The organism is Xanthobacter sediminis, assembly GCF_043195015.1.
Classification (GTDB): Bacteria; Pseudomonadota; Alphaproteobacteria; order Rhizobiales; family Xanthobacteraceae; genus Xanthobacter.
On the sequence record NZ_JBAFWH010000026.1, the window covers coordinates 1 to 21,461 of the forward strand.

16 protein-coding genes are annotated in these 21,461 nt (G+C 64.5%); 4 read left to right on the forward strand and 12 right to left on the reverse strand.

The window, feature by feature from the left end:
- Both V5F61_RS19800 and V5F61_RS19805 read left to right on the forward strand, forming a co-directional pair.
- Positions 1-568 (forward strand): TraB/TrbI/VirB10 family type IV secretion system protein (locus V5F61_RS19800; RefSeq protein WP_393990588.1); only part of this gene is annotated, 568 nt, incomplete at its 5' end.
- Complete coding sequence (locus V5F61_RS19805) at positions 565-819, forward strand: DUF2274 domain-containing protein (protein ID WP_393990587.1); 255 nt, start codon at positions 565-567, stop codon at positions 817-819. The genes V5F61_RS19800 and V5F61_RS19805, both read left to right, overlap by 4 nt.
- On the opposite strand, the gene V5F61_RS19810 is transcribed toward V5F61_RS19805, so the two are convergent.
- The 3 genes from V5F61_RS19810 to V5F61_RS19820 form a co-directional block, all read right to left on the reverse strand.
- A complete protein-coding gene (locus V5F61_RS19810; RefSeq protein ID WP_393990586.1) occupies positions 786-1,694 on the reverse strand; it encodes a LysR family transcriptional regulator in 909 nt (302 codons plus the stop codon). The genes V5F61_RS19805 and V5F61_RS19810 overlap by 34 nt on opposite strands.
- A gap of 110 nt (positions 1,695-1,804) precedes the next feature.
- Positions 1,805-2,407 (reverse strand): cysteine hydrolase family protein, encoded by a 603-nt coding sequence (locus V5F61_RS19815; RefSeq protein ID WP_393990585.1) that lies wholly within the window; start codon positions 2,405-2,407, stop codon positions 1,805-1,807.
- Between the two features lie 11 nt (positions 2,408-2,418).
- Entirely contained in the window at positions 2,419-3,639 is a 1,221-nt protein-coding gene (locus V5F61_RS19820) for an MFS transporter (RefSeq protein WP_393990584.1), read from the reverse strand.
- Between the two features lie 93 nt (positions 3,640-3,732).
- On the opposite strand from V5F61_RS19820, the gene V5F61_RS19825 reads away from it, so the two are divergent.
- Positions 3,733-4,404, forward strand: coding sequence for a GntR family transcriptional regulator (locus V5F61_RS19825; RefSeq protein ID WP_393990583.1), 672 nt, complete (start codon positions 3,733-3,735; stop codon positions 4,402-4,404).
- A gap of 709 nt (positions 4,405-5,113) precedes the next feature.
- On the opposite strand, the gene V5F61_RS19830 is transcribed toward V5F61_RS19825, so the two are convergent.
- The 9 genes from V5F61_RS19830 to V5F61_RS19870 form a co-directional block, all read right to left on the reverse strand.
- Complete coding sequence (locus V5F61_RS19830; RefSeq protein ID WP_393990582.1) at positions 5,114-6,697, reverse strand: B12-binding domain-containing radical SAM protein; 1,584 nt, start codon at positions 6,695-6,697, stop codon at positions 5,114-5,116.
- Positions 6,694-7,356, reverse strand: a complete 663-nt coding sequence (locus tag V5F61_RS19835) for a WbqC family protein (protein WP_393990581.1) — start codon at positions 7,354-7,356, stop codon at positions 6,694-6,696. Before V5F61_RS19835 ends, V5F61_RS19830 begins: the two co-directional genes overlap by 4 nt.
- A 26-nt stretch (positions 7,357-7,382) precedes the next feature.
- Entirely contained in the window at positions 7,383-8,300 is a 918-nt protein-coding gene (locus V5F61_RS19840) for a hypothetical protein (protein WP_394104071.1), read from the reverse strand.
- 3 nt (positions 8,301-8,303) lie between these two features.
- Complete coding sequence (locus V5F61_RS19845) at positions 8,304-9,179, reverse strand: hypothetical protein (protein WP_393990515.1); 876 nt, start codon at positions 9,177-9,179, stop codon at positions 8,304-8,306.
- 77 nt (positions 9,180-9,256) lie between these two features.
- Positions 9,257-9,919: an acetyltransferase gene (locus tag V5F61_RS19850; RefSeq protein ID WP_393990516.1), complete on the reverse strand. Its 663-nt coding sequence runs from the start codon at positions 9,917-9,919 to the stop codon at positions 9,257-9,259.
- The gene (locus V5F61_RS19855) at positions 9,912-11,807 is read right to left on the reverse strand and encodes a DegT/DnrJ/EryC1/StrS family aminotransferase (RefSeq protein ID WP_393990517.1); all 1,896 of its coding nucleotides are present in this window, start codon (positions 11,805-11,807) and stop codon (positions 9,912-9,914) included. Before V5F61_RS19855 ends, V5F61_RS19850 begins: the two co-directional genes overlap by 8 nt.
- 138 nt (positions 11,808-11,945) lie before the next feature.
- Positions 11,946-13,667: a sulfotransferase family protein gene (locus V5F61_RS19860; RefSeq protein ID WP_394104072.1), complete on the reverse strand. Its 1,722-nt coding sequence runs from the start codon at positions 13,665-13,667 to the stop codon at positions 11,946-11,948.
- A gap of 156 nt (positions 13,668-13,823) precedes the next feature.
- Positions 13,824-15,350 (reverse strand): hypothetical protein, encoded by a 1,527-nt coding sequence (locus tag V5F61_RS19865; protein WP_393990519.1) that lies wholly within the window; start codon positions 15,348-15,350, stop codon positions 13,824-13,826.
- Between the two features lie 113 nt (positions 15,351-15,463).
- The gene (locus tag V5F61_RS19870; RefSeq protein WP_393990520.1) at positions 15,464-19,867 is read right to left on the reverse strand and encodes a glycosyltransferase; all 4,404 of its coding nucleotides are present in this window, start codon (positions 19,865-19,867) and stop codon (positions 15,464-15,466) included.
- Between the two features lie 305 nt (positions 19,868-20,172).
- On the opposite strand from V5F61_RS19870, the gene V5F61_RS19875 reads away from it, so the two are divergent.
- Positions 20,173-21,348: a glycosyltransferase family protein gene (locus tag V5F61_RS19875; RefSeq protein WP_394104073.1), complete on the forward strand. Its 1,176-nt coding sequence runs from the start codon at positions 20,173-20,175 to the stop codon at positions 21,346-21,348.
- Positions 21,349-21,461: the final 113 nt, after the last annotated feature.

Sequence of the window (21,461 nt, forward strand, 5' to 3'; positions counted from 1 at the left end):
TGTCGTGCAGGCGGGAACCGTGATCCCTGCGGCGCTCATCACCGGCATCCGCTCCGATCTTCCGGGCCAGATTACTGCCCAGGTGACGGAGGCCGTCTACGACAGCCCGACCGGGCAATACCTGCTGATCCCGCAGGGCGCGAAACTGATCGGTCAATACGACAGCTCGGTCGCCTTCGGTCAGAGCCGCATCCTTCTCGTCTGGACGCGCATCATCATGCCGGACGGCAATTCCATCGTGCTGGAACGACAGCCGGGCGCCGATACCCAAGGCTATGCCGGGCTCGAAGACGAGGTCGATAACCATTGGGGCAAGCTGTTCCAGGCAGCCGTGCTCTCGACCCTCCTCAGCGTCGGCGCCGAGGCCGGCACGAGCCAGAACGAGAACAATCTCGTCCAGGCGATCCGCTCCGGCGCATCCAACAGCATCAGCCAGACCGGCCAGCAGATCGTCCAGCGCCAGCTAAACATCCAGCCGACTCTCACCATTCGCCCGGGGTTTCCGGTTCGCGTCGTCGTGACGCGCGATCTGGTGTTGGCGCCCTACGGCCACGGAGGGAATCCATGACGAAGCTCAAGCTCGGGCCGCTGGCCGACGACAAGCCGGTCAAGATGAGCGTCGAACTGCCCGCCGCCGTGCATCGCGATCTCGTCGCCTATGCTCAGGTGCTCGGCCGGACGAGCGGCCAAACGACGCCCGATCCTTCGAAGCTCATCGTGCCGATGATCGAGCGATTCATGGCGACCGACCGTGCCTTCGCCAAAGCGAAGCGACAGAGCCTGCCTCAGCCCGTGGGCGCTTCCGCCAAGTCGGGATAACGCTCGCGCAGGATGTCGAGGAACGACTTGAGCGTCGGGTTCTTGTTGCTCTCGCGCCAATAGACCGCGAAATCGAATCGTGTCGGGCCGTCGTGATCGTGAACCTCCCGATAGACGACGCCGTCATAACGAGCGCCGGTGGCGCCTTCAAGTATGAGGTAGATACCAAATCCAGCTCCTGCCAAGCTCATGAGCCGATCAACGCTGACGTCCTGATGCAGGAACCGCTGAGTGCCAAATGGATTAAGCTTGGCGGCAAGAAGTCTTTGCATCTCTGGTCCGGGGCCACGTTGCTGAACCAATAGGGACTGGCCGGCAAGATCAGTCCATTGGAGTACAGGTTTCTCGATAAGCGGGTGCCCCTCCGGCAAGGCCGCAACGACGCGCTCGCTCCAGAGCGGAAATTTCTTGTCATCCCAGCCCGGAAAATAGGTAGTCATAATCGCCACGTCGACGGTGCCGGCGATCATGTCGCAGAGCAACCGGTCGTGCGCACCATCGACGGTATGGACATCTACGTCAGGAAAGCGCCGATGATATTCGGCCAAAGTTGCTCTTAAATTACCGGTCGCAAGCGAAACATAGACTCCGATCGTCAAGCGGCCCGCTTGGCCGCTCGACATCGCCTGTAGCCGAGAAAAGCACGCGTCGGTCTCGTCGATAAGACGCCGAGCAGTCTCCAGAAACTCATGACCGATCAATGTCGGCCGGGTCCCACCGTTGGTTCGCTCGAATAGTTCCGCTCCCAGACGATCCTCAAGATCACGCAACGTACGGCTCAATGTCGACTGGCGGACGTTCAGAGACTCCGCCGCCCGCCTCAGGCTGCGATGTTGTGCGGCCGCAATCGCCCATCTCAAGTCGCGGAAATTCACCAATGTCTCGCGTCGCCAACAAGAGCCATCCGGCCGCGCGTCATCGCCCTACAGAAGGTGTCAAATTTACAGGTGTAGTAAATTTGCGCGCGGAAATCCTTCAAGTCTTGTTACTCGCGTATCTCCCGCAATGCTGTAATGATCTCTTGCGCCGCAACGATTTCAGCATGTTGCGATATCACTTTATCCAAAAGCATTTGATGAACCTCTTCGTCGGGATCACCGCAGCAGTCACGAGCAACGATAACCCGGTAATCACGGTCAAAGGCCTGCCCAACCGTCGAAAGCACCACGCCCGTCGTCGTAACGCCGGCCAACACCAACGTCTCGACGTGCTTTGCCCTCAGGAGCATTTCCAGGTCTGTGCCTGTGAACGCGCCGATACGATGCTTGATGACTATTGGTTCCTCGTTCGTCGGTGATACAGCCGAATGAAAGGACGTATCCGCGCCGCCGCGAGCGAATAGGCCGTGTTCTTTCACTATTGAGAAAAGCTTGTTCCGTGGGCTGATTTCGGGATGGCCATGGCGGAAGGCAACCATGACGTAGATGATGCGCATTTTTGCCTCTCGGGCCGCTGACAGTAACTTAGCTGTATTGGCGAGGACAGTGGCAGCTTGGTCCGCCGAGAGATAGTTATCCAGAATGACATTCTGGAAATCCATGATCAGCAAGGCCGACTTTTCGAGGGAAATGGAAAATTGCTTGGACATAGGGAGCCTCATCAGGAGTGTAGCGACGTGGAGGATGTGGAGATGGATGCGGAAGTCGCGCGCCAAGTGAAAATTGCACTGGCAAGAGTCAGGGCGCTGGTCACAAAGAACACATAGGGTAAGCCGATGTGCCCGCCGACGAAGCCGCCGATCAACGGCCCGACAAACTGGCCGGCGAATTGGGACGAAAGCGAATAACCAAGAACCGTACCGACAAAATGCTCTGGAACATTATGCCTTATAACTGCTGAGATGCAGGGCAGCAGGCCACCAAGTGCCAGCCCCATCAGGAATCGCAACGCAATGACTTGCCAGCTTGCCGTGACGAAGGCTTGCGGTATCAATAATAGGGCGCCTGCCATCAGCGAGAACAGAACAACGCGCAGATGGCCGATCCGGTCAGCCAGCCGACCGAGGAGAGAAGATGACAAGACGCTGCCCAAGGCGGCAGCCGACATTACCAGTCCGGCTATGAAGGTCACTCGGTCCGTGCCACTAACCAAGCCCTGAACGTAATCGGTGATGATTGGCACAATGGACATATTGGCGATCATCAGCATGAAGCCGGCCACGAGCATTGCCACGACGACTGATTTATGCGGAACGAGCGACCAACTCCCGCCTTTTGAGTCCCTGGTTTCGGCAGGCCGAGGGACTTCGGTGACCAGCAGAAGCGTTGCTAGAAAGGCTATGAAGATCAGCGCACCTGCGCTTAGGAAGGTGGCGCGGATGCCGATCAGTGGAGGCAAGACGCCTCCCGCGAGTGGCCCGACCAAGTTGCCGGCCATGACACCGGAGGCCAACAGTCCGAGTGCGTAACCCGAACGCTCTTTCGGGGTCTGCACTGCGACGAGGATTGTCGCGCCCGATGAATACCCGCCGGCGAGTCCGACCAGCAGGCGCAGGCCTACCAACTGCCCGATACCCGATACAAGGCCCATCAACAACACGCATACGGCCATACCAAAGCTGGCCCGAACCAGCATGGCCTTGCGACCATAATGATGGCCTAGATGCCCCCATAGAGGGGCCACCAGTCCGGCAGTGACAAAGGTGGCGCTATAGGCGATTCCGGACCACTGCAAGATTGCAGTGTCGCCGGATACGCCAAGCTGCTTCACGTAGAGTGGCATGAACGGCTGCATCAACGTCATCGCCATGTTTGTCGTGATCGAACCGAACAGACAGACGACGAGGTTGCGCAGCCAGCTTTCTGTCGATTTTAATGACATCAGATGGAGGCTTTCTTGGGATACCAACTTGGGATACCAACTTGGGATACCATATCAGGCAAGGGCCAGAATCGTCAAGCTCGCGGAGACGGAATGAAAACGGACAAACAGACCATGACCCAATCGCACGATGTGGAAGCCCGGCTCCGGGCGATGATTCTCGACATGGAGATTGGCCCCGGCGAGCGGTTGACCGAACGCTGGGCCGAGGCGCAACTCGGCGCTTCGCGCACACCCATTCGAGCTGCGCTTTTACGCCTTGAGGCGGACGGACTGGTGGGAAGAGACGGGCGTGGCTGGATAGTGCCGCCGCTCGACGTGCACGAAATCGAGCAATTATTTGTGTATCGCGAGGTACTGGAAACTGCGGCGCTGCGCTTGGCAGCCGGACGAATAGACGACGCTGTACTGAACGAGCTACAGGCGCAACTGGATACCTATGGTCCAGGCATGTCGAAGGAAAAGGCGCATGAGTATGGTACAGCGTTTCATTTGAAACTCGCAGAACTGTCTGGCAACGATTTCATCAACCGAGGCATTGTCGACGCGATTACGCGGCTGTCGCGCGCGCGGTGGCTCGATATTGAAGCGGAACATGATGGTTGGGATGAGCACCGGGCGATCATCGCCGCGCTTCAGGCGGGGGACACAGAGTCGGCCGTCAAACTTGTTGCTAGCCATATCCGGGAAAGCCGCGACCGGCTTCTAAAGGTCTTGCGGGCAGGGCGCCGCAGCTTTCGATCACGAGGCGCATTGGTTACTTGATCGAACGCATACTTTCGAACAACACCTGCGCTTCGCAGCGAGGATACGGCGCTTCCGCCGCTCATCCGGGCGGGCTCAGCCTGCGTCCAGTTCGAGACGATATCCCCCCTTCGACGGCAACGGACGGCTGGGCTGGCTGCTCATCAAGCTGATCCTGTGCGAAGCCGGTGCGCCGCGCCATGCCGCGCGAACCGACCCTCTATCTCATCCTGTTCCTGGAAGCCCGGCGCGACGACAATGACCGGCTCCTGCAAGCGATCCGCCAGTCCGGGACGTCGTGGGAGGCCCGAACGGAGTTTTTTGCGCGGCGCGCGCCATCTTGCTCAGGCCTGTACCGGAACTGCGAAGCATGCAACAGGGCGAGTCCCGTCGTCCGCAGCCAAATTCGAGCGCTCGGCCAACCTGATCCGCGTTGCGCGACAACGCGCAAGTCGAGGGAGGTTGGCGCGCCCGACACGATTCGAATGTGTAGCCTCCACCTTCGGAGGGCAATGGTCAGGCTATGCCGCCAACCTCGGAATGGCAGCCTCAACCAATCGCAAAAATCGGGTGTTGCGTGCCCCCGCAACCATAAAGTCTAGACTTTCGAAAAGGTCGCCCACAAGGCGGCCTTTTTCGTTTTGTCGCCCACTCACCACACGGCCTGCTTCCTCCAGCCCATGGCAAGCCGGAGAAGAAGGCTGCGCGTCACCTCCCTGCCCCGCTCCACTCATTTGGAATCGACAACCGCGAAACCGTTGCGAGTCGCCGACCTGCTGTGGACGAAATAGTGCCAGTGGAAAACGCAGAGGGTGACGAAAACAGGAAAGGGAATAGCCTCCACCCCCAATGGCCGGTTCTCCTTGCACCAGACCTTGGCATAAGCAGTGGCAAGGCGGCGAAAATGACCGGCCCGCCACGCAACCCGCGCCAGGGCGAGCGCCAGACGCACGGCGCGCAGCCGCGCCAGCCACCATGCCTTGCGGCTCGCGCCCACCGCTGCCGAGGAGGACATGGCCCGGGTTCGACGGCGCAGCCCGGCTGCGCCCCGGTAGCCGTTGAAAAGGCGCGAGAAATAGGTCTCGGGCTCATACAGCCGGCGGAGCAGGGTCAGATATCCTGTCCGCAACGTCTCGCGGCTCATCAGCTTCGGATGAAAGATGATGTCCGGGTCGCTGTCGTCCAGCCGCCCCTCGGCCCGCAGGCGGTCGTGGAGCGGCGTGGTGGGGATCGGCGTCAGAAGGCTGACCATGGCATGGGCGATGCCGGCATTCTGGATGAACTCGAATTGCTCCTCGAACACCGTGTCGTCGTCATGGTCGAAGCCCACGATGAAGCCGCCGGTCACCACGAGCCCGCCCTCATGAAGGCGCTTCAGCTTGGCCGACAGATCATCGCCACGGACGTTCTGATGCTTGCCCGTTTCAATCAGAGACTCGCGGCGGGGGGTTTCGATGCCGACGAACAGCTCGCGGATGTTGGCCCGCACCATCAATGTTATCAGCTCGGGATCGTCCGCGAGGTTGATGGTGGCTTCGGTGTAGAAGGCGATGGGGTATCCCCTCGCCTTCTGCCACTCGATCATGGCGTGCAGCAGGCTCCGCGCCTTGCGCTTGTCGCCGATGAAGTTGTCGTCCACCAGAAAGCAGGCCGTGAAGCCGGCCGCGAGGATAGCATCGAATTCCGCCAGCATCTGCGGAATGGTCTTGACCCGTGGCTTGCGGCCGAAAATGGTGATGATGTCGCAAAATTCGCACTGAAAAGGACATCCCCGCGAGAATTGCAGCGAGGCCAGGCCGTAGTCACGGGCGTTCAGCAAATGATACTTCGGCGGCGGCAAGGTCGACATGTCCGTCTTTTCCGCCTGCTGGTAGCGGTTGGCGGTCGGCTCGCCTCGCGCCAGGGCGTGGAGGAACTGCGGCCACGTCTCGTCGGCCTCCCCGATGAATCGCACATCGCAGAGGTCGATGAAGGGGTCTTCCATCACCGAGACATAGGGGCCGCCGACCACCACCTTGGCTGGCCCGTCCTTCAACCGCGCCAGGATCTCCAGCATGCGCTCGCGCTGGACCACCATGCCGGTCACGCCCACCACGTCGAACCGCGCGAGACGATCGAAATCGATGTCCTCCACGTTCTCGTCGAGCAATTCCACGTCACAATGGTCGGGTGCCAGTGCCGCCAGCGTCGGCAGGGCGCCGGTGGCGGTCCAGCAGCGCTTCCCGAGCAGCTCCAGGGCATGGCTGTAGCCCATGAAGGACGGGTTGAAACGGGGATTGACGACACACACCGAAATTCGACGCGGCAGTGTCATGGCCGGCGATGCTCCCCGATCTGCTCGAAAACGTCCGCGCGAAGATCTTCCAGGTCTCCCGCCATCAACGACGGCAGCAGGAAGGGGTGGCGGCCTTCGTAGGGCGGCAGGAACGACAGCTCCAGCCCCGCGCTGCGGAAGGTGGCCGGCTCATAAAGACCCCGGCCCCCCGGAGCATTGAGATAGCGGCTCGCCCCCACGGTCCGGGCGATGGCGATGATCCGCTCCTCGCCGCGGATCTGGGGAGGCAGCCCCAGCGAGGAACTGCGGACGAGCGGGGCCGGCAGCCGCAGCAGTCCTGACACCAGCCGCAGCCCGCCCTCCAGAAAATCGACAACGGTCCCCAGCGGCCCGAACAGGTGTTCACGCACCTGCTCCGCCGCGGCCCCCTTGCCGGAACGCAGGAACGCATGGCGGCGCAGCCGCTCATCCAGAGCCGCGCGTGCGCCATCGGCGAAGGTCAGATCGCGGATCAAGGTCTCTCGCGGCTGGTGGCGCAGCGGCAGCGTAAGCCATTCCTTCCCGCCGGCGGGTGCCGGAACCTCGGCTCGATGAACGCGACCGCGCCGATTGAACTGGACACAATCAAGGATGACAAAAATGTCCGTCGCCGCCATCAGCCGAAAATAGCCCGCATAGGGATAAAGATATGGCTGCATCACCGCGATGCTCCGGCCACCGTGGCTCATCCCCATTCGACGAACGCATCTGGAATGGCCAGCACGTGCCGCCGAAGCCGCTCGCTTATGCTATTTTTCTTTTCACCTCCGGTGAACGCGGCGTATTTTTCCCCTTGGCTGAGAAAATTGTGGCGATCGAATTCACCCGTCCGCAGATAATGAATAATTTTAATATAATTCAATTGCACCATATTATGCTCGATCACGAGATCATCATTGGCGCAATTATATTCATGTCCCAGACTGATGATCTCAATCCCGTTGTCCAGCATCGCCAGGGTCAGGCCGATCTGCGCGAAGAATGGGGAGCCGGGCATCTTGTCCAGCGCCAGTCCCGCGTAGCGCTCATAGACCGGAGCGATCACCCCAAAGGCCGCAGCGTTGAAGGCGACGAAGCCGTAATTGAAGTACGGTGGCGCCAGCCCATGCGCGCCGGAAACATCGAGAGAATAGCGCCGATCGCATAAGGCCGCGGGCTGGCCGATGGCATCCAGCAGTTCGGGCCAGGTCATCGGGCACGGCGGGATGAAGGGGCTGTAGTGGGCCTGCACGCCGGCCACCTTGGCGCGCGCGCCTGCCATCGTGTCCAGCAGTTCGTCGAAACGAGCGATGGGGCAGGTGTCGGCGTCGCAAAGGATTACCACGTCGGCGTTGCTGGGCGCGGTGTAGCGGCTCAGGCCCGGAGCAGCCAGCCCCAGCCGGTCGCACACAGCGGCGGGAACCGCGTCCCACCGAACGGGATAGCGACTGGACCAGGCGTTTTCTGCCTCCACCTCCGCGCCCAGGGCACGGTCGCCGACCAGAACGCGGATTTCCGCCTCTGCATAAGGGGGCCCCAGGCGCTGCAGCGACAGGGCAATCAGCCTCACCTGGGAGTAGAAGGCCGGGGTGGGCGAGATGGGGATACGGAGCTCCAGCCGCATGGATCAGATCTCCTCGGAAACGGCATATCCAAAGCCGGTGGAGCCGAAGTCATTGCCGTGGTACAGCATCACCGCACCTCCGCGGTACGGCGTGACGCATGCGCAGGTCCGCATCCAGGAATCCCAATCGTCCGGCACCGGCGCGGGGACAAGGGCCGCTGGCGTGATATCGGCCGACGCGATGCTCCTTCCCCGCCAGGGCGCGCCATAGATGCGGTAGGCCGCCTCCGAGGGTTGACGGAATTGCTCCGGGCCGCGCGCGCTGAACCACAGGATCGGCTCGGGTCCGCAGTCATCCAGCCACGGCCGCGTCAGCCCGGCCCAACCGGTTCCGTCAAGGGCCAGAACGGGAGTGTCGGCCTCCACCCAGGTGACACCGTCCGGCGAAGTGCGGTGCTGAATGTCGTAATAGGGATCGAGGGCGCCTTCCGGGCCGGTGGCGCGCCAATAAGTGCACCGAGAGTACCACATCTCGAAGCCGCGGCCGACACGGCGGACGCACGGAGAGGTGGCGAAACGCCCCGCCTCGCCGGCCGGAAGGACTGGCCCTTCCCCCTGCTTTTCGAAGGAAAGGCCCCCATCCCGGCTTACCGCCAGGCCGATGGCCAGTGAATAAGGCCATGGGTGATCGAGGCGCATGCCGGTGTACCACATCATCACCCGCCCCTCCGTTTCGAGCACCGCAGACGGCCACAGGCCAGCGCTGTCGAAGGCACCCTCACGCCCCAGGTCGAGCCCCGGAACATCGCGCAGGGCCAAAATCCGCATGCCGTCGCCGGGATCCACGTCGACGCAGAGGGGACGGGAGCGACGCTGCCCATCGCGACCGCCGAACCAGATGCGCCACAGCCGATCATTGAAGGGCAGGCAGGTGGGCATGCCGGCATGGCTTCTCCACCATGCGTGCCCGGAAGGGGGGGCCGCCACCACCACGCCCTTGCGACGCCAGAGGGTCGTCACAGCAGACGCCTCAGGCGCAGGCTCGAATACGGCGCCACCGGGGAGCCCTCGATCCGCACCACGCTTTCCGGCGGCATGTTCTTCGCGATGAAGGTGCAGGTCCCAAGATAGCTGTCGGCACCTACCGTCACCCCGTATTCGATGCCAACCTGACCGGAGAGGAAACATCCGGGCCCGATGACGACATTGCTTGAGAGGCCGATCTGTGAGGACAGGAAGCAATGGTCGCCGATCTGCGAATGGTGTCCGATGTGGTTGTTGCTCCACATGATCACGTTGTCGCCGATGGTCACGAAAGGCTGCAGGGTATTGTTTTCGAGAATGAAACAATTCTCCCCAATTCGTTCGGCATGATTGGAGCAGCTGGGATGAACGAACGTGGCGAAGGCGTAGCCGCGCGCCCTGCCCTCCTCATAGCGGCTCCGGCGAAACGCGTTCAGCCGCCGGAAGCTCAGCGGCCCCAGCAGCTTGACCCGCCCTGGCGGGAAATGCCGCTCCAGTGTCTCCCAATCCACCAGGGGACGGCCGGCAAAGCTGTCAGCTTTCCGATGGGCGGCATCCACGGTGAAGCCGACGATGCGGTCAGGCCCGCAGGCGTCGATATAGACCCGGGCGACATCCGCGATCTGCCCGGCGCCGAACAGGACGATATCAGCCAATCTCGCCTCCAAGGGACGTCAGGCCGCGCGCGATGACGTCCACCACGCGTTCAACATCGGCTTCCGAAAGGTCCACCGCCATCGGCAGCCCCAGAAGCCGGTGGCCCAGCGCCTCCGCATTGGGAAGGGCCTCGCGGGCCATGTCACGGTAAAATGGCTCATGGTGGAGGCCGAGGCCGTACCAGCGGCGGGTTTCGATGCCCGCCGCCGCCAGCGCCTCCTCTACGGCGGCGCACTCACCCCTGTCGCGGCCGTTGAACAGACTGTAGCACGAGGCGACGTCGGGCGCGGCGACGATGCGGTCGGCAATGCCCCGCATCGCGGCTGCACGCGCATAGGAGCGAGCGACGCGGCCGAAGGCCGCCTTCTTGGCCGGCCAATGATCCAGCTCGGCCAGGCCGATGGCTGCATGGTACTCGCTCATCTTGCCGTTGGTTCCGGCGGTCGTGCATTCGCGCCGGCCCAGGAAGCCGAAATTCAGCGCAGCCCAGGTCTTCTCCAGCACATCCTGATCGCTGCACACCACCGCCCCGCCCTCGGCGGTGCTGAACGCCTTGGTGGCGTGCAGGCTGAGAACAACCGGAATCTCGCCGACGTAGCGCCGCGGATCGGCCGCCAGCGCCTCGAAGGCCGCGGCGCCGTCGATCACCACCTTCACCCCGGTGGCCTGGGAAAAGGCGCGCCATTCCGCCTGCGGCACCGGCCGCCCATAGGGTGCGGTGACCACGACAAGGCCGACCCGGCCCAGCCGCGGATGCGCGGCCACCAAAGCAGGGTCCAGCGCCCAGCTTTCCGCATCCACGTCCAAGGCGTGGGGCCGGTATCCTGCCAGTTCCATGGCCGAGGCGGTGGCCACGAAGGTATGGGCCGAACAGAGGGCCAGCGGCCTCTCCTCCCCCGCCCGCCCGGCCTCCGCCAGGATTGCGCCCAAAAGCCCGGCCGTGCCGGAGGCGGCCAGGCATACCCCCGCTCCCAGAACCGCGCGCAAGCGCGTGACCAGCGCATCGGCCAGCGGGCCATGGTTGGTATACCGGCGGCTGCGGTCCAGCGCGCCGAGATAGGGACGCAGCTGATCCGCAGCAGGAAGGGAGGGACGGCACACCGGCACGACGTGGGAAGAGGCGGCGGCCGGCATCTCGGGAGGAGCCGGCTTCAAGGCATAGGCCATCAGCTCATACAGCCCATAATCGGCGCGAAAGCCGATGAAGCGCCCGGCAAGACGGTGGAGAAAGCGCGCCAGCTCGTCATAGGAAACGTGGAACAGGTCGCTCCGCTCCCAGTCCACGACCTTGGACATAACGTTGAAGACGATCCCCCGCCGCACCTGCGGCCAGATGCCTTCCAGGGTGGAGGCCATGAACGCCCACATGTCTTCATGGGCGGCGGCCCCCTTCACGGTGAACAGGCCATTGGCGAACACGAAGTCGCAGTCGATGCGCGCCAGATCGGCGGGCGATCCTGCATCCGCCACTTCGAAACGCGCCTCCGGGAACTTGGCCCGCGCCATGGCGATCGCTGCGGGCGAGCGGTCCAGTCCCACATAGGCGATGTTGCCGAAGGCGCGCTCGCGAATGCGGCGGTAAAGCTCGCCGGTGCCGCAGCCCAGGTCACACAGAACCACTTGTGCGCCCGCCGCCGCCTGCTGGATGATGTCCAAGCCGACATCGAACCGGACCAGCCGACCGGCCTCGTCCGGCCAGTCGGCGCCCTGCGCCGTATCTCCATGCACCGACAGGCGTTGGCTGTAATACTCATGCAAACACGCGGCGATATCATCAGCCATTACTTGCAATGCCTGTTCCCGCGAGCGCACTGACAACCACCGCGCGAATTGGCGCCGCCGAAGCCATCCCGCCCCGTCGTACTCGACGCAGGCATGATTGATCAAGATATCGAAAGCGACGGACTGAGGACCATTTCAACAACCTATGGGAGCAACGGGACATGCGCCCTGCATCCCGGTCCTGTCGGCCACCCGATGACACATCGGAGCACCTTGGCAGTCCACCTCGAAAGCGCCCGCCCCTTACCCAATGGCAAGCTCATCGATGCCGCGCCGTGCGTGGCCAGAGTATTCGCCCTCCGGATCGATATCGATGCAGCGCATGAACGCTATCCGCGCATCCGGCGCCCGGCCGAGGTCGCGCAGGGCCACGCCCCAGAAGAACCAGGTATCGGAGCGGTTTGGGGCATAGACGATGGCATTGCGGTATGCGCTTTCGGCCACGCTATAGCGCCTCACCTCCCGGCAGCAATGCCCTAAGCCCAGCCACGCTCCGAACAGAGACTGGTCGATATTCAGCGCATCCATGTAACACTTCTCAGCATGCTCCCAGTCTTTTTCAAGAAGCAGCCGATCGCCGGAAGACACGCATCGCACCAACCTGCGCGCACTGCGTTTCATTTTTATTCTATTTATTTTTCTTGAAAAAAAGTTTTTCCTTAGAGAGCGCTCGTCGTCAGCTACAAAAAAAGCCATCGACTCATACGTGATATTAATAGCGTATTTCTCACTTTGCTCCTTGAACGCCTCCCGAGCAATCTCAAGGTCCTTTTGTCTTCCATCCAGACTTGTCCGGAGCTCATCATTCCGCGCCGAGAGCACGCGCGCCGTTTCTTCTCCTGACGCCCTTGTTGCCTCGAGCTCGCCGGAGATCGCGGTCAAGGCCTTGTGCTTCTCTGCAAGCTCCTGCACCGCACCGTCGAGGCGAGCTGTCAGATCGTGCTCCCGCTCTTGTGCAGCCAATGCCTCGGCCTCGCCGGCCATCTTCAACTCCGCCAGCTCCCGTGCACGCGCATCGAGAACAGCATTGAGCCGGGCAACATCGGCCGCAAGCTCGCCTACCCGCCCGTCCAGATGAGCGATCATGTCCCGCTGCGTTTCAACCGCACTCTTGACCTCCACAAGCTGATGCTCAGCTTTGCGGGCCTTCACTGCCGCAGATCTTCCCGCATCGATCAGACGCGCAAAGCTTGGCACACTTTGACGGAACTCATGCGCAATCCGGTCCAACTCGGCATGGTCTTCCAGGCGTTCGCCGTCCTGCGACCAGCGCTGCAGGATGCCATAGGCCTCCCGGACCCAGCTCGACACGAGCGGATTGTCCACCACCTGCTCCACCGGCCGGGCATGATGGCGCAGCGCCGGAGACATGAACGCGGCAATTTCCGTCGCTGTTCGGGTGGAAAGTCGCGGCCAGCCGAACCCGAGATCGTGGCTGATGCGATCGGCCACACGCGCCCAGTTTTCGATCAGCTGATCATAGGAAATGAAGCTGCGCGCCATGCCGCGGCTGTCGCGCTCGGCGCTCAGCACATGACAAAGCCAAAGCAGCTGGGCGAAGTCGGGATCCATCCTGTCGCGGCTGTGGAGCGACTGAGCGACATCGAGTGGATTTCGGTGCGTGTGGACGACAACGGGGTGGATATCGGCCGCTGCGAAGACCCCTTCCCAGAACGGCAGGAAGCGGCAGATGCGGGGGTCTTTCAGGACGAACAGGCTCGATACGCCGAACTCGTCGTCCAGCACTCCGCCGGCGCGTTCGGCGAACACGCTGGCGCGTGGCGAATCGAACCATGCGGCGTTGAAGGGTTGCCAGTCGTCCCAACGCGAGCCGGCCGAAGCCAGAATGTCGTCGTTCAGCCGGCAGATGACGACAGACTCGAAGAAGCCCTTGGGGTTGGATTCGTGCGGCGGCATGAGCGTTTTGGGCGAGTCGCAGCCAAGCTGAGACAGAACCCCTCCCATCGCCGATGTCCCGGAGCGATGCATGCCCAGGACGAGGACTGCTGTCCGCGTCCGGCCCTCCTGCAGGGGAGGCGCCCTATCGATCGAGTCCATCACCTTTTCATTCTTTCAAATGCCTTCCTCGCCTCCGATGTTTCCAACGTCAGCCGGCTCACGTCAGCCAACCCGTGATGGTGGCGCCTCGCGTTCTGCAGCCATTCCGGGTCCCGCCAGATGGTCCCCGATCCGACCCGCGACCCGCGCCTGGCTTCTTATGATGGTGGGCTCCAGCGAGGCATTGGTGGTGAAGCGCCTGCCATCGCGGCTCCACAAGGTGGAAGAGAGGCCGCTGGCGTGCTCCACCAGAGGCGGGAAGACCGTCACGCAATTCACGTGCTGCGCCTGCAGATAGCGGTCAATGGTGTGCAGCATGGTGTTGTCACCGGCGATGCGGTACGCGGCCAGCAACTTCAGGGCGCGGCGATTGTAGATGCCGAACACCATGCCGATGACGGAATCGACGCGGGCGAAAAGCTCGCCCCCAAGGAGTTCCACGGACATCACCTGCATGCGCTCCGAAATGTCGCTCAGGAGGCCGGAGAAGACATCCCAGGGCAACGGGCTGCGTTCCAGATAGTCGAGGACGTTCGCAAGGCGGGGGGCGAAGGCGTCGTCCAGTGCCGCATCGTCCTCCCACACGATGAGCCGCTCGCGCCCGGCGAGAAGGGCGCGCCGCGCCAGGTATCGATAGCTGAGCGCCGTCCCCTTCCAGCCGTCCACCGCCCTCAGGCTGGGAAACAGGGTCGCGCCATGGCGCAGGCCCAGGCGCGCGTTTCGCAGACGTTCGCCGTCCTCCGGAAAGCATAGAATGAAACGCTCGCCTTCGAGCCTCGTTCCCTGCGTCAGCTGCTCGAAGGCGTCGTCGCCCAGCACACCGCAGCCATGCAGGGCGCGCAGCAGCATGTGGCGCGTGCCAAAGCAGGATGAGTCACCGCTCCGCAGCGGCACCAGGAAAATCTGGTGGAGATTGATCCCCCGCTTCCGTAACAGCCCGATCTGAGCCTCGGCGGCGGCGAAAACCGCGAGGGAACGGGCGAGGTCCGCGATTCCCGGCCCGTCGACGGCTCCCGCCGACGCGTCCCCCTCCTCCAGGATCATGATCCGCTGGTCGGCAGGCGGAAGGCGCGGGAACTCCTGCGGCGCGAGGACGAGGTAGAGATCCGCCTGGAACTCGTCCGGCATGGCCTTCAGCACGGTGCAGTGGAACGGCGCCTCGCGCAGGCAGTCGGCGATCACGTCCGCCGTGGGCTGAAGGCGTGGCGGCGCGATGAGAGCAACGGTGCGCGTGGCTGCAAGGCGGCCCTCCGTCAGCAACCGCTTCATGCGATCGTGATAGGCTTCCAGCGAGTTTTCGCGAACGATCGCCGCCCACTCATCGGCTGTTGTGGAAGAAACCTCCATGGCCTGGGCAAGGCGGCGCGCATCGGCGGCGAGACGCCGGCGCCCCAGCGCGCGCATCCAGCCGCGGGGCCTGCCATTTCGGTGAAAGGCAAGCCATCGCCACATGCGGGTCATCGGCCCCTTGCGTTCCGTGGCCCTTCTGAGCTCGGCTGCCCGGCGGGCCAGTTCCTCCTCCAGGCGGGCAATCTCGTCCCTGCGGACAGCGAGCACGTCGGCGTGCTCCGCCTGCATGGCTTCGATCATATCGTGCAGTTCCGCGAACTGCCGCTCCTGCTCCGCGCTGGCGCGATCGAAATAGGCGACCGCCCGGCCAAGAATTTCCAGGGCGAGCTGTGTCTTGCGATCGAGAGCCTCCGTCATGGCGCGACAATACCTGAAGCCGCGAGCACAGCCCTGGGAAGATCCTCCGGCTGGGCCACCCGATGAAGCCTGGCCTTATGCCGCAGCGCTTCGAGGTGCGCATCGTCCAGGCACAGCGCGGTGACTTCCCGCTGCCAGGCTGGCAGATCGTAAGGGTCGAGGGCCGGCATGACCCCTCCGGAGGCCTCGATCAAGGCCGGAGCCGTGGAGACCACCACGGGCGTCCCCACCGCGAGGCTCTCCGCCACCGGCAGGCCGAAGCCCTCGGTGAAGGAAGGGAAGACCGTGAAGCGCGCTTTGCGATAGAGCCAGAGCAGGTTCTCGTCACGCAGGTTCTCGCAGATCTGAACATGGGGCGCGAGGCGCCAGTTGCGTTCCATCATCAGCCGCACCGTGTCCACATACCAGCCCCAGCGGCCGGCGATCACGAGGCGGGGCAGCCGCTCGGGCGGCAGCGCCTCGCGCAGGCGATCCCAGAGGTTGAGCAGCATGATGTGGTTCTTGCGCACCTCGATGGTGGAGCAATAGACCACGAAGGGCCGGCTGGCATCGAAGCCGGGCGGCGGCGCCCCGCGCGGGGCGGCCCCTGGCGGCAGGCCCGCCGGATGGGCGACGGTGAGAGGCGGAACCGGGCGGCCGAGCTCCGCGAACGCCCTGCGCGCCACCGCCGCCGTGGCCTCGGAAACGCAGACGAGATGATCGGCCTGCGCCAGCACCGAGAGCATGTTGGCCGAATAGTCGCGCGGGTCGCGGCCCGCCGTCCATTGCGGCGTATCCCACACCATGAGGTCATGCACCACGAGCACGCAGCGCACGCCCCTGGATCGCAGCTCCGCGAAAACGTGGGCGGGCACATAGTCCCACGGGTTCGACACGGTGACGAGCACGTCACCGGCACGCGGCTCCAGCACCGGCGGCTCCACAGCCTGCCGGCTCACCCGAGGCGCAGCACCGCAACGCGCGTCGAGCTCGCGGGAAGCGAGAGCACCGATGCCGTCGGCACGGTTGGCGAGGAACTCCAGCTCACGCGGCTCAAGGCGCCGGTAGCCTCCCCCCTCGGTGTCGCGCCGCGCCAGCCGCACGGGCACCGCGCAGCGGGACAGCATGTCGCCCACATCCGCCTCGACACGGCTCATGCCTACCGGCGTGTGCCACCCCATCTCCAGAGAAAGCGACACGTCGAAGATCACGCCGGGCGCGCCATCGGAGGCCGGAGGCAGATCGGCATGCGGCCGGTGCGCCAGCCATCCGCCATCGAGCACGGAGGTGAGCCGCGCGCGCACCACGTCCGCCGCGAACTCACGCACGGCGCGCGCGCGGCCGTTCCGGCCCAGGCGGTCGGCGAGATCGGGATCGCGATGCAGGCGAATCATCGCCTCCGCCAGCCCCGCGACATCCTTTTCATCCACCAGCAGACCATCCACCTCATGGCGGATCAACCGGGCCGGCGCCCCGGCGGCGAAAGCGATCACGGGGCGGCCGTGCGCCCACGCCTCGATGATGGAGCGGCCGAAGGTCTCCGGCCCTCCATGGTCGGAGATGGACGTGATGAGCACCGCCCGCGCCCGCCGCAGCAGGGGCGCGGGGTCATCGACGTGATCGTGCAGGCTGAGCGTCGGGCCGGCGCCGACCTCCTCCGCATGCTTCCGAACATCCCGGTGGAGTTCCGGAAGCGGCCTGTGGCCGTAGGAGGCGACGCGGATGTCGGGGCAGTTCCGCCCCAATATGGCCGCCGCGTCTGCCAGCAGCATGTGCCCCTTGAAGGGATTGACCGTGGCGAGGTGCAGAAAGGGCGCGTCCGCAGCCAGCGGCTCAGGCGCCTCGGGGGGAATGCGCACCGGATTGGGCAGCACCAGCGCGCGGAGGGGTCCGTGAGGCCACGCATGGCGGCTGATGTAGTCGGGCTTGTCGAGCACCGAGCGATCCGGCACCAGCAGGGTAGCCGGCGCCATCGCCTGGAGAAGGGGCCCATAGCCGGACCACTGGAAATCGTGGACATAGAAGAAGGACTTGGCGGCCAGATCCGGCCGGCCGCTCGCGCATCGGGCCAGGATACGCAGGGATTCCAGCGTATTGGCCAGGATCGCCGAGGGCCTGAAATCGTCATGGAGCCGCAGCATGAGCTCGGCGGCGCTCTCGGCGAATCCGTCCCGGGCGGCATCGACGCGATGAAGCTCCAGCCCTGGATGTCCGATCTTCTCCAGCTCGGCGAGATGGCGGGGGTTGCTGGCGAAAACAACCACCGAGCGCTCCGCCGCGAGTCCGGGCAGCAGCGTCTCGATGTTGCGCTCCGCGCCGCCGTAGCCGGTGGCGACGGAGAGGATGAACAGGGGCGCCGGGCCTTCCCGAACCTCTTGCGGAACCGGCCGGTCCGGATCGGATAACGGCACGTCCGCCGATGGCAGCCGATCCACCAGAAAGCGCTCCCGCACCAGCGCGGCGCCTTCCTCGGCGAGGCGCCGGGCCAGATCATGCTCCGTGAGCAGGCGCGCACAGGCGCGGGCAAAATCCTCGGCCCCGTCGGCGATCAGAAGCTGGTGTCCCGCCTTCGCCCCCAGGCCGCGCGCCGCATGGGAGGTCGCGACGAGGGGGCGCTGGTAAAGCCACGCTTCCAGCACCTTCAGCTTGGTGCCCCCGCCCCCCCGCACCGGGGCGATCACGCCCGCGGCCTCGGCATAGAGCGGCCGCAGGTCACGGGGGGCATGTGCATATTCGATGCCGACCGCAGCCATGCGGGCCTTCAGATCCTCCTCCGCCCGGCCCGCGACGAGGATCCGCACATCCGGCACCAGGCGGCGCAGCCGCGGCAGCACCGCATCGGCGAACCACTCCACCGCATCCGCATTGGGCGGGTAGAACAAGGCCCCTACGAACAGCAGCGTGCGCGATCCGGGCGGCGGAGCAAGCGGCACCAGGCCAGGCGGGATCGCGATCTTGTTCGGGCTGGCCTTGAAGATGGGCAGGCCCGTCCTCTGCGCCAGCCGGGCGGCATCCTCCTCGGCCGCCAGATGCACCACGCGGTAGGAGGGCAGGCATCGGCGCTCCAGGCTGGCGTAGCGCAGCGCCTCGCGCAGGCGCCGCGCAGCCGTGCGGTAGTCGCCATGGCGAAACGCGAGATGCGCGAGGCTCAGGCGGGTCGCAGATTCCCAGTCGTCGCAATCCATTTCCATCACGGCCCGCCACGCGGGCGGAAGCAGCGCGGCGACGTCATGGAGATAGAAGCGGAAAACGACGATGCGTTCGGGGGGCGGCCCCTCCAGGGCGCCGAGGGCCCCGGCCGTTGCCGCACCGGGACTGAACCAATCGGCGAGCCGCCGCCCGCGCGCGGCGGGCACAAAGGGCACCACCCGCAAGACTCCCGGCAGCGGATGAGGCAGCGAGGGCGGCTCGTGCGGCGTCACCAGCACGATCTCCAGCTCGTGCGCGGCCGCCAGCTCGCAGGCCCAGCGCCACCCGCGCCGGGCGAGGCCGACCCCCTCCGGATCCGGCAGCACGTGGGTAATCAGCAGCGCCCTGCCCCTTCGCACGGACAGGCGCGCCGCCCCCGGGGCAGGCAGGAAGGGTTGGGCAAGGCGGGCATAGGTCGTGCGCGCCCGCGCCACGTAATCCCAGGTCAGCAGCCGGTGGTTGAAATTCGACAGGTCCCGCCGCTCGACATCCCACCACAGGTGGGCCCACAGGTGCAGGCTGGTCGCGTCCGGCGGCAGCGGGCGATCCTCCTCGAACAGGCCACCGATGCCCTCTCGGGTCCAGTCGAGGGCGAAAAACCGGCTCTCGGGCTCGACACGGACGAGGTCGGGAAACTCACGGCTCAACCGGTAGGGCAGAAAGGTGGAATGGTTGCTCCAGCTGCCGTCGAAGGCGCCGGGCATGCGCTTCATCCACTCCGCGATGAAGGCCGAGCCCGGCTCCGCCATGATGAGCGCATTGCACAGCGAGCCCTCCGGCGCGCCGGCTGCCCCCGTATCCACCCGCTCGCGCCCCATGACACAGCGCTCCGCGAACAGCTCCGCCGGCGGTGGGGCGATGAACAGCGTGTCCATGTCCGCATAGACGCCGCCGTGCTCATGGAGGATGCGCAGGCGTATGAAGTCGCTGATATGCGCATAGGAGAAACTGCGCGTGAAATCGTCGTGGTAGGTGAGATCGACCGTCAGCTCATGCTCGGGGATGGGCACGACCTCGATCCGCGGGCGGATGAGATCCCAGAGCGGGCCATACGGCTCGTTATGCAGGTGCACCAGCACCCGGTCGGGCCTGTTCACCCTGAGGCAGGATTCGAGGCAGAGATAGTGCAGCAGATGGAAAGGTTCGGTCTGCGGCCGCAGACCGAACACGAAGTGATACACATTCGGAATGCGGGAAACTCGACCTTCGGCCGAGGCGGCGACGGCGGACATGCGGAGCATTCCTCGAAAAGCCAAGGGGTTATATGTGCGTGCTCGGCAAAGTCAAAGAGGTGCCGCAACGGCGCCACACCGTTTTCATGCAGCACGCACAACTCACTGGTGATACGGTATTATTTTGTGCCCATCGCCCCCTGCGCATTCCGCGCCCTCCGCGGCCGAGGAATGCCTGGGCGTAAGATTAAGCAGAAAAAGAGCATATGTTTACTGCACCCATAAGCGGCATGCGAAAAATAATCAGCCAAAAATTGAAGATGACACTCGGGCGGCGTGAAGAAATCTCCCTTCGCTATATCGGCTTGGCGGACACCAGCGGCTATGCCGTAGCGGCAGAAGCCCTGGTGCGCGCCCTGCGCGGCGCAGGCGTTTCCCTCGCGTGGGAGCCCATGCTGCCGGGCGGCGCGCTCGGCCTGGGCTACGCCCCCGCTCCTTCCCTGCAGGCCGGCCCCGCCGAATTCTGGCCTCTGCGCGAGGACAGGAAAGCCTGCAACACGGTCATCGTCCATTTCGTGCCGGAATATTACCCGCACTTCATCGCACGCGAGCGGGCACGGGGCGCCACGCGCATCATCGGCCACACGGTCTGGGAAACGGACCGCCTGCCGGCCCACTGGCCCGACCTCATCAATCGCCTCGACGCGGTGATCGTGCCCACCGCATGGAACCGCGACGTGTTCCGCGCCAGCGGCGTCGTCATCCCGATTCTCGTGGCGCCGCACCTGCCGCGCCCCGCTGCGGCCGTGACGGAAGAGGAGCGTGCCTCCCTGCGCCGGCGCCTGCCTGCCATCGAGGAAAGACGCGTCTTCTACACCATCTCCACATGGCTGGAGCGCAAGTCCATCGGCCCGCTGGTGGCGGCCTTCGCCGAGGCCTTCGCGCACGACGACCCCGTGGCATTGGTCATCAAGACCACACCTCACGACCTGGAGAAGGTGCGCCGCGACCCCGGCCACGCGGGGGAAAGCATGGCGGTGCTGCCGCAGTTCGAGGCGATGATCGGGCGCGCGGTGCTCCACCACGGGCGGTTGCCGCCGCCGATCCACCTCTTGACCGATGAACTGCCCGTGGGGGAACTGCGGGCGCTGCACGAGATGGGCGCGTGCTTCGTATCCCTGTGCCGCGCCGAAGGCTGGGGCCTCGGCGCATTCGAGGCGGCCTGCGCCGGAAAGCCCGTGATCATCACCGGCTGGGGCGGGCCGACCGCCTATCTTTCTCCGCAGAGCGCCTATTTCATCGATTGGACTCTGGCCCCCGTCCGCCCCGGAGAAGCCAACACCAGCTACACGCCCGACCAGAACTGGGCCGAGCCCGACCACGAGTCCGCGGTGCGGGCTCTGCGCGCCGTCCTGGCCGATCCGGACGCGGCCGCCGCGCGTGGCGCACGCGCCGCCGAAGCCATCCGCACCGCCATCGTCCCTGCAGAAGTCGCCCGCACCCTGCTGGAGCAGATCCGCGCCCTGCCAGCCGCGGGCTGAAGCAACAGCAAGCAGAGGTGGTGCACAACCAACCCCCTGCGGGGCAAAACCTCAATTTATGAGAACCAATGTGGACATCGCCAATCCGCATCGGTGAAGTCTATGCCCTTCTA